This window comes from Nostoc punctiforme PCC 73102, assembly GCF_000020025.1.
Taxonomy (GTDB): Bacteria; Cyanobacteriota; Cyanobacteriia; order Cyanobacteriales; family Nostocaceae; genus Nostoc; species Nostoc punctiforme.
This window is the reverse complement of sequence record NC_010628.1, coordinates 6,969,849-6,986,557: the sequence shown is the minus strand read 5'-3', so window position 1 is coordinate 6,986,557 and position 16,709 is coordinate 6,969,849. Positions and strand designations below refer to the sequence as shown.

Below are 16,709 nucleotides of genomic sequence, written 5' to 3'. Positions count from 1 at the left end.
CTGCTGTAGTTGAGTTTTGAGAGAGGTCTAGGCTTTTTCAGATTCTGGGTAAAGCATAATGTTACTAAATTATAAGTATTGTTATGCAGCATATAGTACTTAATGTTACTCACTAAAGCGTTTGAGGTTTTGGTGTAAGACTTCGTGAATGCGATCGCACCAAAAAGGAATTACAGTCTGCCCTTGACAAAGAGCTTCTAGCGCTGCCTCTTTATCAAATTCTGCTAATGTTAAATACTTTTGCTGAGAGGCGTTAGATATCAGCATCAGTCGCCTCATCTTTTTTTTAGACACAAATTCCTCAAACAGCCAAGGCTCCTTATCTTGCAACATAGCCAAAGCTTCCCGGCAAACTTCAAAGCTTAAGCCAACAGACAATAAATAATGCATCACAGTTAGCGTCAACAGGTCAGCTACGGAGTAGTAAACATTACGTCCCTTACCTGTGGTATTCACAGTTGGTATAACAACACCTTTATCTCGCCAATACTGTAATTGACGACGGGAACAATTAGTAATTTCAGCAGCTTCTGTGCTTGTGTAGAATTTTTCTTCCATAGAAATCATCCTACAGAAGCAACTTTTTAAATTTAATTTTTTTAAGAATACATAGTGTATTTATATGATATTTTATTTTTATGAGTCAGATTACTATCCAGTGCCGTCTTATTGCCAGTGAATCAACCCGCCAAAAACTGTGGAAATTGATGGCAACTTTAAACACACCCTTAATTAATGAACTAATTGAACAACTTGGTAAACACCCAGACTTCGAGAATTGGCGACAACAAGGTAAGCTTCCAACAACTGTTGTTAGTCAACTGTGCCAACCTCTCAAGACTGACCCTCGCTTTGTAGGTCAACCTAGCCGTTTATATATGTCGGCGATTCATATTGTGGACTACATCTACAAGTCTTGGCTGGCTATACAAAAACGTCTACAGCAACAGCTAGACGGCAAAATGCGCTGGCTAGAAATGCTCAACAGTGATGTTGAACTTGTGGAAACTAGCGGTTCTAGTATGGGGGCTATTCGTACCAAAGCCTCTGAAATTTTGGCAAAAGCTATGCCAACATCTGACTCAGATAGCTCTCAACCCAAAACAAAAAAGGGCAAGGAGGCTAAAAAATCCTCGTCATCTAGTTCTGACCGCAGTTTATCCAATAAATTATTTGAAGCTTACCAAGAGACAGAAGACATCCTTAGCCGCAGCGCCATCAGCTACTTATTGAAAAATGGCTGCAAACTTAGCGATAAAGAAGAAGATTCAGAAAAATTTGCTAAACGTCGTCGTCAAGTTGAAATCCAAATTCAAAGGCTTACCGAAAAGTTAATAAGTCGGATGCCTAAAGGTCGAGATTTGACCAATCGTAAATGGTTAGAGACACTCTTCACTGCTACAACCACCTTTCCTGAAGATAACGCCGAAGCCAAGCGCTGGCAGGATATTCTATTAACTCGACCAAGTTCTCTTCCATTCCCCCTTGTTTTTGAAACGAACGAGGATATGGTTTGGTCAAAGAATCAAAAAGGTAGGCTGTGTGTTCACTTCAATGGATTGAGCGATCTTAGCTTTGAGGTATACTGCGACAATCGCCAACTTCACTGGTTTCAACGTTTCCTAGAAGATCAACAAACTAAACGCCAAAGTAAAAGCCAGTATTCTAGTGGCTTATTCACTCTCAGAAATGGTCACCTAGTTTGGCAAGAAGGAGAGGGTAAGAGCGAACCTTGGAACCTTAACCGATTGAACCTCTACTGCTGTGTTGACAATCGCCTATGGACTGCTGACGGAACAGAACAGGTTCGCCAAGAGAAAGCAGAAGAAATTAGCAAACTCATCACGAAGATGAAAGAAAAAAGTGACCTAAAGGATACACAGAAAGCTTTTATTCAACGTAAAGAATCAACGCTTAATCGAATGAATAATAGCTTTGAGCGTCCTAGTCAACCCCTTTACCAAGGTCAATCACACATTTTGGTTGGAGTAAGCCTGGGACTAGAAAAACCTGCCACCGTAGCTGTAGTAGATGCGATCGCAGGTAAAGTTCTAGCTTACCGGAGTATCCGCCAGTTACTTGGCGACAATTACGAACTTCTGAATCGGCAAAGACGACAACAGCGATCATCATCCCACGAACGCCACAAAGCACAAAAAAGCTTCTCTCCCAATCAATTTGGTACATCTGAGTTAGGGCAGTATGTAGACAGATTATTGGCTAAAGAAATTATTGCGATCGCACAAACCTATAAAGCTGGCAATATAGTTTTGCCTAAGCTAGGGGATATGCGAGAGATTGTTCAAAGTGAAATTCAAGCTATAGCCGAAGCAAAATGTCCAGGCTCCGTAGAAGTTCAGCAAAAATACGCCAAACAATACCGAGTTAATGTTCACAAGTGGAGCTATGGCAGATTAATACAGAGTATTCAAAGTAAAGGTAGTCAGGCAGGAATTGTGATTGAAGAGGGAAAACAACCTGTTAGAGGTAGCCCTCATGAACAAGCAAAGGAATTAGCACTTTCTGCTTACCATGATCGGCTAGCTAGGCGAAGTTGACAAATATCTGAACCTTGACAATAGAATATTAATAGCGCCGCAATTCATGCTGCTTGCAGCCTCTGAACTGTGTTAAATGAGGGTTAGTTTGACTGTAGCAATATAGTCTTGCTTTCTGACCCTAGTAGCTGCTCACCCTGATGCTGCTGTCTTTATGACAGGATAGGTGCGCTCCCAGCAATAAGGGCGCGGATGTACTGCTGTAGTGGCTACTGAATCACCCCCGATCAAGGGGGAACCCTCCCCAATTCTTCATTTGAAGGACTAAAATCAAGGCAAAATTTCTAAGAGTTTCGCGCAAGTTCCAAATACCTTGCCCCGTCTGAATTTATCGTTTTTCCATACAGATATGATTCTTGTGACTGAGGCTCAAATAGGAAATTGGGAAACATACGCGCTGAGGAAATCTAGAAAAGTTGCCCTACAATATTTTGAAACTGAGTGGGTGGCAACAACCCTCCAGGTACTGGGTGGGTTGAAAGGCGCTACTCAGGGGATAGCAGATGCGATGGGATGTGGCAACAACCCTCCAGGTACTGGGTGGGTTGAAAGCCAATGTGTGTATTTCGCTGGCATTGCACTCCTAATGTGGCAACAACCCTCCAGGTACTGGGTGGGTTGAAAGAGTAACGACGGCATGTTCCACAACGGTGCGGAAGTGGCAACAACCCTCCAGGTACTGGGTGGGTTGAAAGGATAGATTACCTGAATTTGCTACAGCACTTAATAGTGGCAACAACCCTCCAGGTACTGGGTGGGTTGAAAGCAGAACTTTTCGCGAATACCTTTTTCGTTACGTCCGTGGCAACAACCCTCCAGGTACTGGGTGGGTTGAAAGAGGATGTCACTTTTGATGAGAATAAGCTTACCGGTGGCAACAACCCTCCAGGTACTGGGTGGGTTGAAAGTTGTTTTACTGCTGAGTGTATTGGTAATCCTGGTGTGGCAACAACCCTCCAGGTACTGGGTGGGTTGAAAGGGCGAACTTCAAAACATCCGGGAAGAAGCTCTGCGTGGCAACAACCCTCCAGGTACTGGGTGGGTTGAAAGTGATTAATATTCCGATGCCCCAAATAATCTTGAATGTGGCAACAACCCTCCAGGTACTGGGTGGGTTGAAAGATTGGATTCTATCTGGCGGATGGCGATTAATGGTGTGGCAACAACCCTCCAGGTACTGGGTGGGTTGAAAGAACCATCCATCGGATTCCTCTAGATGCCTCCTGGTGGCAACAACCCTCCAGGTACTGGGTGGGTTGAAAGGCAAATCTGAAATCATTACGCACGCATACAAAAATGTTTTAATAACCTGCCAGGTACTAGGTGGGTTATCATAATTTTTATTAGGGAGGGTTGAAAGAGAGCGCTACGTTGACATTATCGCTATAGTCTCTGTAAATAAATGACATTAATCTGTCACTGGCACCTAAACGACATCAATTCGTCCCGACGACAGTTAATTAGTCCCAACGACATTAATCTGTCACCGACGACAAATAATTAGTCACTGTACAAAAAAAATGGACGTAACTGGATTCGAACCAGTGACCTCTACGATGTCAACGTAGCGCTCTAACCAACTGAGCTATACGTCCTTAACCACACGAATATTGATAGTAGCATATACTTTTGCGATCGCACAAGATAAAGACCCAAGCTTTTTAAGGGGGTTTTAGATTTTGAGTGCGTAAATCCTAATTTCAAATAAAATCCTTATTATTTCGTTACAATCAGCTTGTGCGTTAAGCATTCAAGAGTTATCAGCCATGAAATTGATTTCCGATCCACCGATTCCTGTAAAAATTCAAAAGATGAAGGAACGGGTGCGGTGGATGCATCCAAGTTTTGTGCAACGGGGAATTGACCAAACCAGCATGGTTATTGACGATCGCAGGGAAGATAGTCCAGAATTTTCCTTTATGGTTATTGGTGATTCCGGCACCAAATCCCATTCTCGCCATCACCCCCAACGAAAAGTTGCCGAATTGATGCTTCCTCACCGGGATGATTGCAGTTTTGTGTTGCACACAGGTGATGTAATCTATGTGGTTGGTTCCCAAGAATATTATTCAACAAACTTTATTGAGCCTTACCGGGAATTTATTGTAGGTGGTGACAAGCCGAAAAGCATTCCTTATGACCGCATGGTATTTAATATGCCATTCTTGCCAGTGCCAGGTAATCATGATTATTACGATGTGCCGTTGATGTACCGTTTGGTTACTGGTACAACATCTTCATTACGTCGCTTGTTCCGCTACAAAGATATCGAGATTGGCTGGCATGGATCGTATCAAGGAAATGCTTATGCGCGGGCATTTATGGACTATACGCAGGCGATCGCTTCCCCACAAGAGTTAGAACGTCATTTAGATCGACACTACACTGCTAAGACCGATACAGGGCGGTGTTTGCGTTACGAACCCGGACAATTTACCCGCTTACCCAATCGCTATTACACCTTTCGTTATGGCGGGATTGACTTTTTCGCACTGGATTCTAATACCTTTAATACACCATCACCTTTACCTGCAACTGAAGAGGGGAAAATTTATCGCCGGGAATTGCAAAAGCGTCGCCAGGAAATAGATCGAGAAGAATTGCAGATTTTGGGAATATGCGATCGCCTCAACCCGGATAAACCCGCCGAAGCTGAACAACTTGATGAACTTAGCGCCAAACTAGACCAAATAAACGAGATCAAAATCGATATTGAAAAACAATTGGCATCTCATAAAATGCCTGCGATCGATTTTGAACAACTTGAATGGTTGCGAAGCAGACTAATTGAATCTTGGAACACCTCCGAAGTGCGCGGACGCGTAATCTTTTTCCACCATCCTCCCTACGTCACAGAAGCTACTAAATGGAATCAAGCACAAACCTTGGCAGTTCGCCATCGCTTGCGCTGGGTGTTTGAACAAGTGGCAGAAAATCTTGGTTCTCTAATTAAAGAACGTCCCATAGTCGATTTGATTTTAAATGGTCACGCTCACTGTTTGGAGCATCTTCGTACAACTGATACCGGATTTGCTGACTCTCACATTAACTGCATTATCTCTGGTGGTAGTGGTCATCGTCCCCGCTATCAAAGGCGAAAGGGGACTGAATTAATGGAGACTTTTACGGAAATTGCAGGTAAACCCACTCGGAAAGTTGCCGATTCAACGCTTTTTGTGGGTCGTCACGATCGCACTTTTCAGAATCGCCTACCTTACTCATGTGTGCGGATTGATGTTCTGGATGGTAGCCCGCCTAAGTTTATCATTAGACCGTTGGTTACTGAACGGATTGAAGATGAATGGTATAACCGCGAACTTGAACCATTTGTAATTTAAACGGCAATACAGTTCAGTTGAGCATTTCTTCCTTCTCTTTCTTTGCAGTAGCCTGCGGCAAGCTCTACGGGTGACGCTCGTTCCTCTCTACGAGACGCTGCGCGTAGCTCGCTTCTCCGTAAGAGTACGCTAACGCTGCGCTATCGCTACCGCTACGCTAACGCCAGTTCCTTTATGCCGGGGAACCCGTCCACCGGACTGGCTCACCGCTTTGCGTCTACGTTAAAAAAAATTGACTTTGATCAAGATAGGACTTACGCAAAATATCTCTCAAACTCTTATTTCTCCGTGTCCTCTGCGCCTCTGTGGTAGCCTGCGGCAAGCCGAAGCGTCTACGTTATTCCGTAACTCTTGCGTAAGTCCTAAAAGAGTTAAGACTTATACCAATCCTGTATGAATATATGAGGAACGAACCGCAAAGGACACAAAGAAAGAAAATTTGGTGCAGCCTCACAAAGCAATGATATTAACCTAAACATATTGATTTAAACGGGATGCGATGCTTATGGCGGTAAACTACGCGCTTTAATCACTTGAAAATCAAATCCAAACGTTGCTGTGTTGCTTTGAGTGATTCTGCTGGCGAACTTTTACCCAACAGCACAGATTCAATCGCCCGACCTACACTGTCAGAAATTCGATTGTAACCAGGAAATATGGGACGCGATCGCCCATATTTAGCTTGGTCTAAAAATACCTTTACCTGTGGTATTTTTTTGATAAAATCTTGATATTTTGGACTTTCACGAGACTTCAAATTCACTGGTAAATAACCAGTTCCCAATGCTAATTCTGTCTGAAATTCTTCACTCAAAGCATATTCGACAAACTTAAAAGCTGCTTTTTCACGTTTCGGTGTAGTTTTGAAAAAGAAGAGATTCTCACCACCAATAACAGTAGCAGGTTTTTGTCCAACAGGAATTGGAAAAACATCAAAATCGACACCAGTCTCTTGAAATTGCCCCAGAGTCCAAGGGCCATTTAATTGCATTGCAACTTTACCACTGAGCAAGTCATCTGTCTCATAACCCCGTTCTGGGCCAGATAAAATCGCGGAACCTTTCGTAATTAAATCACGCCAGAATTGCAAAGCTGCGATCGCGCCTTGATTGTTTTGCAAATTTACTGCTGCTGCATTCTGTGAATCACCACTCACTAACTCACCACCTCCACTCCACATAAACGGCAACCAGGTGAACACTGTAAATTCTCCCTTTCCCAAAGGTAGAAACATCCCATATTGATCGATTCGTCCATCACCATTGGTATCACGAGTTAATTTCTTGGCAACTTGTGCAAACTCCTGCCAAGTCCTGGGTAATTCAGTAATTCCTGCTGCCTTAAACAAACTCGGACGGTAAAAAATACCAACATTATTTGTAGCAAAGGGCACGGACCAAATTTTACCGTTGTATTTCATCGATCCATATAAAGCGGGGTCAATTTCGGCTTTGATTGGAGATTTATCCAGCAGTTCATCCAAAGGTAAAAGCGCATTGAGTTCTACCAATTGACCTGCGATCGTCGGATTGTACCACAATAAATCTGGAGGTGCATTTCCTACCACTGCTGCTAAAATCTTGGGCGTTTGTTGATCCTGTTGCCCAACATAAAGCGACTCTACTTGAATATCTGGGTGGGATTGATTGAATTTGTCTACTAGTTTTTGCAGCACATCCCGATTTGGCGGCGGATTTACACCTTGCCACAGGGTTAAATGAATTACTTTATGTTCCTTAATAACAGGTAGAATACTTTGACATCCAACTAAAGCTATTATGCCTACGAATAATACAAAGAGTAATTTCCTAAGATAATTTGATAGTCTCTTTCTTTTTCGCTTGGCATAGCGAGGAGGCGAAAAAAAATTGTGCATGATGTTGATTAAAATGATTGATCGATTCTCGTAGCTGCTTCAACATAACTTTGCCACTTTGATGTAGAGTTGCACAATTATCTTAAGTCATGGTTTTTGCAAGCGTTTATATCCTAATCTTGAATAGAGTTTTGATAATTTCAGATTATGGCAGGACACAGTAAATGGGCAAATATTAAGCGCCAAAAAGCGGTAGTAGATGCAAAAAAGGGGAAAACCTTTACTCAGTTATCGCGGGCGATTATTGTGGCGGCTAGAAGCGGCGTACCAGATCCGGCGCTGAATTTTCAACTTCGCACGGCAATTGACAAGGCAAAAGCAGCGAGTATCCCCAATGATAATATTGAACGAGCGATCGCTAAAGGGGCAGGCACTTTTGGCGGTGATAACGCTATCTTTGAGGCAATTCGCTACGAAGGCTATGGCCCTGGTGGTGTAGCGATTTTAATCGAAGCCTTCACAGATAATCGCAATCGCACTGCTGCTGACTTGCGTGTAGCTTTTAGTAAAAATGGTGGCAATCTTGGTGAAACAGGTTGCGTTAGCTGGATGTTCGATCAAAAAGGCGTTTGTGTAGTACAGGGTGTGATTGACGAAGAACAGCTTTTAGAAGCATCCCTCGAAGGCGGTGCTGAATCTTATGAGATGACTGAAGATGAGATGGCTGAAGTTTTTACTGATATTGGCAATTTAGAAGCCCTTAGTCAGACGCTCAAAAATCAAGGCTTTAAGGTAACTGATGCCGAATTTCGCTGGATTCCTAGTAATAGTGTAGAAGTTACCGATCCAGATCAGGCACGATCGCTTTTCAAGTTAATTGATACTCTAGAAGGCTTGGATGACGTGCAAAATGTCACAGCTAACTTTGACATAACAGAAGAATTGATGGCTCTCAGCATTTCTTAATCAAAGTTTGCACAGAGCAAAATGTTACATCTAACTTTGAAATACCACCAACTCTGATTAGCCAAGTATTCTCTATAATTACGATATTTTACGGTTGTAAAAATAGACATGAAAGATTCATATCAATTACAAACTCATGACATATACCTATTGGATAGTTAGATTGTTGATTAGTTGATGAGGAATTTCAAGTGAATAAGTTCGCTAAAGCTTTACTTTTGGCTTTAATTTTTGCTGCGCCTGTAACCGCTTTTGCATCTCAAGCTCAAGCGAAAACTATCCACCATGTTGCTGCCACAAAATCTAGTAAAATTAAACACGTAAAATACCACAAACATCACAAACATCATGCTAAAAATATAGCTCCTAAAACTCATTAATAGTTACTATTATGTGCAGCAGTTTCTAGTAGCTCTGTAATAAAGTTTAGTATTGGTTTCTCTGAAAAAATAACTGCATTATTTAACCCCGTTGAAATCCCTACCAATCAACGGGTTTTTTCATTAACTTGCTCAAGGAGGCGCGATCGCGTCAAAATAAGAGTAAAAGACGCTGTAACCTAACTTAACAATGGCCCTAACGCAGCTTGAGCAACCTCTCTCCCCTCAACCAACACCGCCAGACTTGCGGGGATATGAATATGATTTGGTAATTGTCGGCGGTGGGATTATTGGGTTAACTCTAGCCTCTGCTTTAAAAGATTCTGGCTTGAGTATCTTGCTGATTGAGGCGAAAGTCGCATCAGCGGCGGTAGCTAAGGGACAAGCTTATGCAGTTCATCAGCTTTCGGCGTTAATTTACCAAGGAATTGGAGTTTGGGACAAAATATTGCCTCAAATCGCCAAATATCGCCGAGTTCGTCTTTCTGATGCCGATTATCCCAACGTGGTGGAATTTACCACAGATGATATACATACAGCAGAGTTGGGTTATGTGGCGGAACACCAAGCGCTGTTGCAGCCTTTGCAGGAGTTTGTCCAAGATTGTCCAAATGTGACATATCTGTGTCCGGCTGAAGTGGTAAATACACAGTACCAGAAAGATATAGTCGCAGTAGATATTAAAGTAGCCGATCAGTTATACACAGTTCGCAGCAAATTACTGATAGCAGCAGATGGGGCGCGATCGCCAATTCGTCAAGCTGCTGGTATTAAAACCTCCGGCTGGAAATATTGGCAGTCTTGCATCGTGGCATTTGTCAAACCAGAAAAACCTCACAATAACACCGCTTACGAAAGATTTTGGTCTAGCGGGCCCTTTGCGATTTTACCTTTACCAGAGAACCGTTGCCGCATTGTGTGGACAGCCCCTCACGAAGAAGCAAAAGCTTTGTGTGCCTTAGATGATGAGCAATTTTTAGCAGAACTCACCCGTCGTTATGGCGATCAGATGGGGAAATTGGAATTACTAGGCGATCGCTTTGTATTCCAGGTACAACTCATGCAAAGCGATCGCTATGTTCTCCCCCGACTGGCATTAATTGGTGATGCGGCGCACAATTGCCATCCTGTGGGTGGACAAGGTTTAAATTTGGGAATTCGGGATGCAGCAGCTTTGGCGCAAGTAATCCAAACAGCGCACCAAGCGGGTAAAGATATTGGCGACATTCAAATTCTTAAAGGTTATGAACGCTGGCGCAAGTTGGAAAACCTGACTATTTTAGGTTTCACCGATTTGTTAGATCGGATGTTTTCTAATAACTTCTTACCTGTAGTGGTGGTTCGTCGCTTGGGTTTATGGTTTTTGCAACGAGTACCCCTTTTAAAGGTGTTTATGCTGAAGTTGATGATTGGCTTGAAAGGGCGGACTCCAGAATTGGCAAAACGATAAACGCTAGATTACAGCAGCTTGAAAAATCTGGTTTGGGGTGAGATTCAATTCGGGAAAGGTTTGGGAGATAATGCGATCGTTATCTCTAAACTTACTTATTTGATATTCCTCATCAACCAAGTTACAAACGGTAATTGTCGGTTGTTTAGGATTGCCGATAAAATTGCGTCCACCCAAAGCAGCATAATCGACAATCCAGTATTCTGGGATACCCATCTCTTCGTAATCAGCGTATTTTAAATAGTAATCATCCCGCCAGTTAGTTGATACAACCTCAATTACCAAAGGGATCGATGCACCCAAACTAACGGTAGATTGTTTTTTCCATAATTCTTCGTTTACCAGATTGGCACGGTTTAGCACCAATACATCTGGTAAGTAACCAGAATCTTTTTCAGGAGGTCTAACTATAGCTTGGTTGGGGATACTGTAAGGCAGGTTTAATCGGTCAATTGAAGCACTAAGCTTTATCGTCAAAAATCCTTTAACATCTTCGTGTTCCCCTACTGGTTGTGCCATCTCAACAATTTGTCCTTTATGTAGTTCGTAGCGGACTCGTCGATTGTCGGGTAGCCAATCGGCAAATTCCTCAAAGGTTATTAGCTTGGGTATAGCTTGAGTCATGACTTTTGAGAGTTATTGCTTTGGAAATATTATCTCTAATCTAGGAGACTGTGGACAGCTTTTCTACTACGGTTAAGAAAAAAGGGTGAGCAGTGCCCACCCCATGATTGCCGATTAGACTTAACCTCGCTTAACCAAACAAAGCTTTGATAATTTTGGGGATATCCCAAATAGAAACCCCTATTCGTTTGAGAAAATTCCAGACTGAATCTTTGCCCTGCTGGAATGTATCCTTAAGTACGCGAGCAACATCTATGATTGAGTAGCCAACGTTACTGAGGATTGAAGCTGCATCATTCGCACTCTTACCAAAAACGTTTTTGAGTACCTGTCCCACTTCAGATGCGTTGTAGCCGAGATTCTTAAGAATTTGAGCAGTTGCTTGGTCGCTTTGGCGGAAGACATTAGAGAGTACCTGTCCCACCTCAGATGCAGTGTAGCCAATATTCTTGAGAATTTGAGCAGTTGCTTGGCTGCCTTGCTGGAAGACATCAGCGAGTGCCTGTCCCACCTCAGATACGGTGTAGCCGACATTCTTGAGAATTTGAGCAGTTGCTTGGCTGCTTTCGTGGAAAACATCAGAGAGCACCTGTCCCACTTGAGATGCGGTATAACCTGCGGTTTTGAGGAATGAGGCGACCTGATTATCGGTAGCATTAAAGACACTCACGAGCATTTGCCCAACATCAGTTGCCTTGTAACCTACAGCTTTCAGAGCGGAAGTGACCTCATTTGCCCCTTTGCCAAAGACACGATTTAGGGTCTGCCCTACTTCAATGGCTGAGTATTGAGCATCATGAAGAATTTGGGTAACTTCGTCAGATGTCTTGCCAAACCCTTCCTTGAGAACATGTCCCACTGTATCTACATCATATTTTGCACCCTTGAGCAAACTAACGGCTTGGCTAGCACTCTGACCGTAGATGCTTCCCAGAACCTTACCCATATCAGCGTAGGCATTCGTTGTCCAGGCGATCGCTTTGGAGCTAATGCCATCCAGCCAAGCTTGGGCATTTGGGAACAGCATATCAAAAATTTGACTAGCTTGCTCTTTGATCTTCTGTTTGATCTGTTCGGCTAAAGCCTCCAAAGTAGATGGAGCAACAGTAATTGTAAAGGATGATAGGGGGAGTTTTTGACCATTCAATGTACAGTTAGGCGAAACAGTGGCGGAAAATCCGTTGTTACTCAGAGTGATATCTAAAGACAGATTTGCCGCAACGTTAATTGAAAGGTTATCTGCAACCTTGATGAGATTGCTGCCAACCACTTTGTTGACAACTCCTAAATCAACGCTAAGGTTCGGCAGATTAAACCCTGCTATACCCTTTATCTGCCAAGCTTTATCGGCAGTTTGGAGAGTGAGCTTAGTTTGGTTTCCAAGCCAGGTTCCTTCTAACCAAACGAGATCGTTTTCAATTAAGGCTTTTGCACCTAGCAGCGTTAAACCCGCTAGTGAGGTTGTGACATCCCCAGAGAAGCGATAAGTTTTATCGTTGATGTCGCCTTTCAGGTTGCCGTTCACTTTCAAGAGAGAATTGCTGGAAAATAGCTGCAAATCGCCTTCATAGTGGAACTGATGATTGTTTTGATTGTCGATTAATTGCACCTGACCCTTAGAAATTGGTCGTTCTGAATTCAGCAGCGGGATCGACAGACTGCTGCTTCCATCTAAACGGAAAGCAGTATTATTAGCAGTGATTAGCTGCCATTGAGTTCCCTGAAGCTGCCCATGATTGGCGTTTGCGGTGGCATCGTGCGCCACTGTGCCCGAACCTTCGTTAAGTTGCCAGTAGCCAATTAATCCGGGTTCATTGCCCTTGGGCGATCGCATCATTGCTGCGCCAATTTCTTCGAGAGAACGCGCCCTATTCCAAATTTGGACATCGGCAATTTTCCCTTTGAAGAATCGCTCTGTTCCCGTTCCTCTGGCTCCGATCGCCCAGTTCTCGCTAACTTGGATCGCTCCTTGAGAACCAGCAACTGCATTCATGAGTAGACCATTCCGGTATAGCCGCCACATTCCACCATCAAACACGCCGGTTAGATAGACCCAGTTCCCCACATCTTCAGCCGGAATCGATGCAGCAACCAGTTGTTCAAAAGGAAGACTGTTTAATCCCCAATAACCAAATTGGTATTGTCCATTGAGAATTCTGAGGTAGACCTCTCCGCTTGGAGATGAGGTATAGCCGTGAGCAACGATGTTTTGTAATCCATCGATCGCATCGGGTTTGATCCACGCAGAGATGGTGATTGCTCCGGTAAAATTCAAAGCGGCAGGATTATTGAGTTTAACGTAATCGCTCTGCCCGTTAAATGCCAGCGCATAGGATGTGGGAGGCGCGATTTTTGGAGATGCGATGGCGATCGCTCCTGCTAAATTTAGGGTGACAACTTTCGCGATCGCACCTTTGATCTCGAATCCGGTCTTGAATCCCTTAGAAGAAGCAGCTAGACCAAAAACAGTGTCTAGTTTGGCGCTACCGACATTAAAGTTACCTCGCAGAAAGGCGACAATACCCTGCTCATTGGCGGTTGAGGCAGAAGGCAGCACTGATAAAATTTGAGTTGCTTGCAAATCTGTGGTCAATCCCAAAGCAGAATAAGCGATCGCTTTCGATGTTGGTTGGGTAATAATTTGACTAAATTCATCAGGGGTTGTCACCAGCCAGCCTAAACTGCTAGACAGTGGCCCAAAGGAAACCTGGGTACTGCCCACGCGCTGATTTAGTGGTAATGCCTGAATCAACTCATTCACTGACAAGGTTCTTATCCCCTGGAGTAGATGCACTATATCTTTGTCATCTAGGGTGGGTCCATCTCCTTGAGTACCTAGCGCTTGACCGCCAAGATACTTGGGAAGTTGGAGATAGTTTTGATTGAGCGAGAATTTGAATTCTACAGGAAGCTGATTTGGAATTGGGTGGTCAGAGTTAGTGAAGAACTCTTTGATATCAGACAGCAAGTTACTAATTTTCTGAAGTTCAACTGTCGGCTTAGGAAATTGGGCGTGTGCTTGGAGCGTTAAGCCTTCTAAGCCCAGATACTCGATACCAATATTGTCGTAGAACATGGGAATCGGTACCGGAAATTCAAGCGGTAGCACCATCACCGTATTGTTTAACCGCAAGCGACGTTGTATTGCTTGAGTACTAGGTAGCGGATCGCGATCTTCAGGCAATGCGATCGCAGCAACTAAGGTAGCTAAATCAAACTGATCAATATCAGCGTCCATTTCTAGCAAGAACAACTGTCCGCCTGCGGTTTCACCAAAGGAAATGCTGCGAAGCGTCACACCATTGAGAACAGGCATCCCCAGCATCAAGCTAGGAAACAGCAATTTAATTGGCGGATCGTCTTTTTTGACGCTAGCTTTAAACTGCAAGGCTCCAGCAGGCGAGGCGGCAACCTCAAACTGGAAGCTTTGCGGCATTTTAAAGTTGAGGTATTCCATGAAGCTTGTGGGGAGCTTGTGGAAGCTTTGGGAGATAGTCTCTAGAACTTCTTTGGCTGCATTAGACAGTTTGCCGCTACCGAGCTTGGCAAGTAAGGCTTCTAGACGTTCGGTGAGCTTGTCCACAAAGTTCTCAGCATTGATTTCTTGATCGAGAGGCAAACGATCTGGCAGCATGGCGGCAGCACCAGGAAGTTTACAAGCTGCTAACAAATGCTGAATTGGGGTTAGTGGTAAAGCCAAGGGTTTGACTACCTCAAATCCACCACTGGCAGCAAAGCTTGATCCGGTGTAGCTAAAGTTGGGTACATCGACGTTAATCTCACCGTATTCACCGAAATCACAATGCCAAAAAGATTTTCCAGTTGCGTCAGTCTGCGACTCGATGGCCTTAATAAAAGATGTTTCAGGAAGGAGCGTAATTCCTGCTTTACTAATCACGAGCTTCACTTGCACCGTTGTATCAGCTTCGTCATGTAAATCGAGGGTGCGGAAGAACTCTACTGCTGGAAGTGGGTTGCCATCGGCATCGTTTTCAATGTGTCCGTTCTCGTCTTTCTTGCGACCAAATAGATTATTCAGTTGTGAGGGTAGACCGATATTCAACTCTGCTTCTAGATCGACAATTCGACCTAATTGGATACTGAGGCTAGAAAACCCAATTTTGGCAGTACCTAACTCGATGCGATCGCTCTCTAGTTCGATTGGTGGGACGGTGAAGTAAATCGACTCAATGTCACTCTTGCTAGCAATGCTCAGGATAACCCCCTGTTTGCTTGCCGTAAAGGTCATAGCGATCGGGTCTTTCGGCAAATGTGCTTGAACGGTGGGATTCAAGCCTTGAAATGCCAGATCGACAGCAGCAGCAAATGTCCAATCACTGGAACTGCCAGAAATTGACAGACGCTCAAAGTTCAGTTCCATCATGCCTTGTGTAGACGGAAGCGGAATTGATACGGCTGCCTGAATTGCTTCAAATTGCAGTCCCCTGGCTTTCTCTTCTCTAAAAATCGTCAGTTGGCCATCACTCTCGATCGCACCCGGAATCGATAGTTTTCCTGCCGCCGCAACGCTCCATTCGAGGGGAACTACTTCGCCTTCTTGAGCCGCAGGTTTGGTAAACTCCAGTTCCAAACCAAAAAGACTCAAGCTGATTTCCCCTAAATTTACAGGATGCATATCAACCTCAGCCGCCAGCTTCAGGGTTTTGCCTGCCTGAGATTGGTTGTAGCTAGCCTCCAGGGTGACAGAATCATCAAACACATCGGCGTTGACTTTACCGTCAACTGACCAATCCTCTCCTTTCAAGTCAAAAGTGAGTTGAAAATCTTTAATTTTCAAGCCGTTGACAATCTCTTTTTCAACGTTACTTTGAATTGTGATCGCGCAATGAGTCAGGCTATCTCGCCGATCTCGCTCAATTGTCAGGCTGACTTCACTAATACTCAGATCGCCTCCATTGGCTGGAAATTCCCAAAGATCCTTAGCAATAATTTCAAAGGAAAATGCGCCTGTTTGAGGCGAGATAGCGATCGCAATATCTTTGAAGTGAAAAGTAGGCAGTTCAGCCGGTAAGGAAACATGATTCAGAAATACATCTGAGATTGCAGGTAGGTCTAGTTCCGCAATCATCCAATGCAACACAATATCAGTGTCTTTTTTAGTAACCTCAAATACTGCATTCGAAATGGTCGTATCACCCACGTGAATACTGCCGCTAAATGTCCCAGTCACGTCATCAGCTTTTCCGGTAACATGTAGTGCAAATTGTCCCTGCTCTAATACCAAGGAACTGATTCCGGGAATGTAACACGACGAAATATCTTTAGCACCCACACTAAAAGATACCGTACCATCGACTTCTCCAAATGTGGCTTCGATCGCAATCTTCCCAGCACCCAGAAGCGAGGATTGTCCTGCGATCGTAATCGTATTCTCAGAATCACTAACAATAAGGTTGAAGTCTAGTTGTGGAATCTCTAAAAGATTCATCAATTTGCCGAGGGGAAGCGTATTGATTGTGGAATCCTTGAGGGTGAATTGTCCAGTTTTTGCGATCGAGTCTTTTACAATTGAGATGATTTCGGTGATTGTTGAACTCATGATGTTTTGTCCTTTGA

At 43.8% G+C, this 16,709-nt stretch carries 9 protein-coding genes, 1 tRNA gene and 1 CRISPR repeat array; of the genes, 5 read left to right on the top strand and 5 right to left on the bottom strand.

The features are described from left to right. Positions 1–105 precede the first annotated feature (105 nt). Entirely contained in the window at positions 106–558 is a 453-nt protein-coding gene (locus NPUN_RS28620; protein WP_012411902.1) for a MerR family transcriptional regulator, read from the bottom strand. Between the two features lie 80 nt (positions 559–638). Here NPUN_RS28620 and cas12k point away from each other — a divergent pair, with 80 nt between their 5' ends. Continuing rightward, positions 639–2,558, top strand: a complete 1,920-nt coding sequence (cas12k, locus tag NPUN_RS28615; protein ID WP_012411901.1) for a type V CRISPR-associated protein Cas12k — start codon at positions 639–641, stop codon at positions 2,556–2,558. 445 nt (positions 2,559–3,003) lie between these two features. Continuing rightward, positions 3,004–3,821: direct repeats of the CRISPR family, unit length 37 nt; unit sequence GTGGCAACAACCCTCCAGGTACTGGGTGGGTTGAAAG. Positions 3,822–4,079: 258 nt separating this feature from the next. On the opposite strand, the gene NPUN_RS28610 is transcribed toward cas12k, so the two are convergent. Further along, positions 4,080–4,153 (bottom strand) — tRNA-Val (locus NPUN_RS28610). 171 nt (positions 4,154–4,324) lie between these two features. On the opposite strand from NPUN_RS28610, the gene NPUN_RS28605 reads away from it, so the two are divergent. Continuing rightward, the gene (locus NPUN_RS28605; protein ID WP_012411898.1) at positions 4,325–5,896 is read left to right on the top strand and encodes a metallophosphoesterase family protein; all 1,572 of its coding nucleotides are present in this window, start codon (positions 4,325–4,327) and stop codon (positions 5,894–5,896) included. Positions 5,897–6,425: 529 nt separating this feature from the next. Here NPUN_RS28605 and NPUN_RS28600 read toward each other — a convergent pair. Continuing rightward, complete coding sequence (locus tag NPUN_RS28600) at positions 6,426–7,772, bottom strand: ABC transporter substrate-binding protein (RefSeq protein ID WP_012411897.1); 1,347 nt, start codon at positions 7,770–7,772, stop codon at positions 6,426–6,428. A 147-nt stretch (positions 7,773–7,919) separates the two neighbouring features. Here NPUN_RS28600 and NPUN_RS28595 point away from each other — a divergent pair, with 147 nt between their 5' ends. The 3 genes from NPUN_RS28595 (at position 7,920) to NPUN_RS28585 (ending at position 10,508) form a co-directional block, all read left to right on the top strand. Further along, positions 7,920–8,678, top strand: coding sequence for a YebC/PmpR family DNA-binding transcriptional regulator (locus NPUN_RS28595; protein WP_012411896.1), 759 nt, complete (start codon positions 7,920–7,922; stop codon positions 8,676–8,678). Positions 8,679–8,869: 191 nt separating this feature from the next. Then, on the top strand, positions 8,870–9,058 hold the full coding sequence (locus NPUN_RS28590; RefSeq protein WP_041565690.1) for a hypothetical protein: 189 nt from the start codon (positions 8,870–8,872) through the stop codon (positions 9,056–9,058). Positions 9,059–9,248: 190 nt separating this feature from the next. Beyond that, positions 9,249–10,508, top strand: coding sequence for an FAD-dependent hydroxylase (locus tag NPUN_RS28585; RefSeq protein WP_012411895.1), 1,260 nt, complete (start codon positions 9,249–9,251; stop codon positions 10,506–10,508). A gap of 3 nt (positions 10,509–10,511) precedes the next feature. On the opposite strand, the gene NPUN_RS28580 is transcribed toward NPUN_RS28585, so the two are convergent. Continuing rightward, positions 10,512–11,132 (bottom strand): Uma2 family endonuclease, encoded by a 621-nt coding sequence (locus NPUN_RS28580; protein ID WP_012411894.1) that lies wholly within the window; start codon positions 11,130–11,132, stop codon positions 10,512–10,514. A gap of 130 nt (positions 11,133–11,262) precedes the next feature. After that, entirely contained in the window at positions 11,263–16,692 is a 5,430-nt protein-coding gene (locus NPUN_RS28575; RefSeq protein WP_012411893.1) for a LamG-like jellyroll fold domain-containing protein, read from the bottom strand. Positions 16,693–16,709 lie beyond the last annotated feature (17 nt).

What these genes read in the sequence shown, in the direction of transcription:
- NPUN_RS28585 (WP_012411895.1), top strand. Translation starts at nt 9,249, where the DNA reads ATGGCCCTAACGCAGCTTGAGCAACCTCTCTCCCCTCAACCAACACCG.
- NPUN_RS28600 (WP_012411897.1), bottom strand. Translation starts at nt 7,772, where the DNA reads ATGCACAATTTTTTTTCGCCTCCTCGCTATGCCAAGCGAAAAAGAAAG.
- NPUN_RS28580 (WP_012411894.1), bottom strand. Translation starts at nt 11,132, where the DNA reads ATGACTCAAGCTATACCCAAGCTAATAACCTTTGAGGAATTTGCCGAT.
- NPUN_RS28620 (WP_012411902.1), bottom strand. Translation starts at nt 558, where the DNA reads ATGGAAGAAAAATTCTACACAAGCACAGAAGCTGCTGAAATTACTAAT.
- cas12k (WP_012411901.1), top strand. Translation starts at nt 639, where the DNA reads ATGAGTCAGATTACTATCCAGTGCCGTCTTATTGCCAGTGAATCAACC.
- NPUN_RS28595 (WP_012411896.1), top strand. Translation starts at nt 7,920, where the DNA reads ATGGCAGGACACAGTAAATGGGCAAATATTAAGCGCCAAAAAGCGGTA.
- NPUN_RS28605 (WP_012411898.1), top strand. Translation starts at nt 4,325, where the DNA reads ATGAAATTGATTTCCGATCCACCGATTCCTGTAAAAATTCAAAAGATG.
- NPUN_RS28575 (WP_012411893.1), bottom strand. Translation starts at nt 16,692, where the DNA reads ATGAGTTCAACAATCACCGAAATCATCTCAATTGTAAAAGACTCGATC.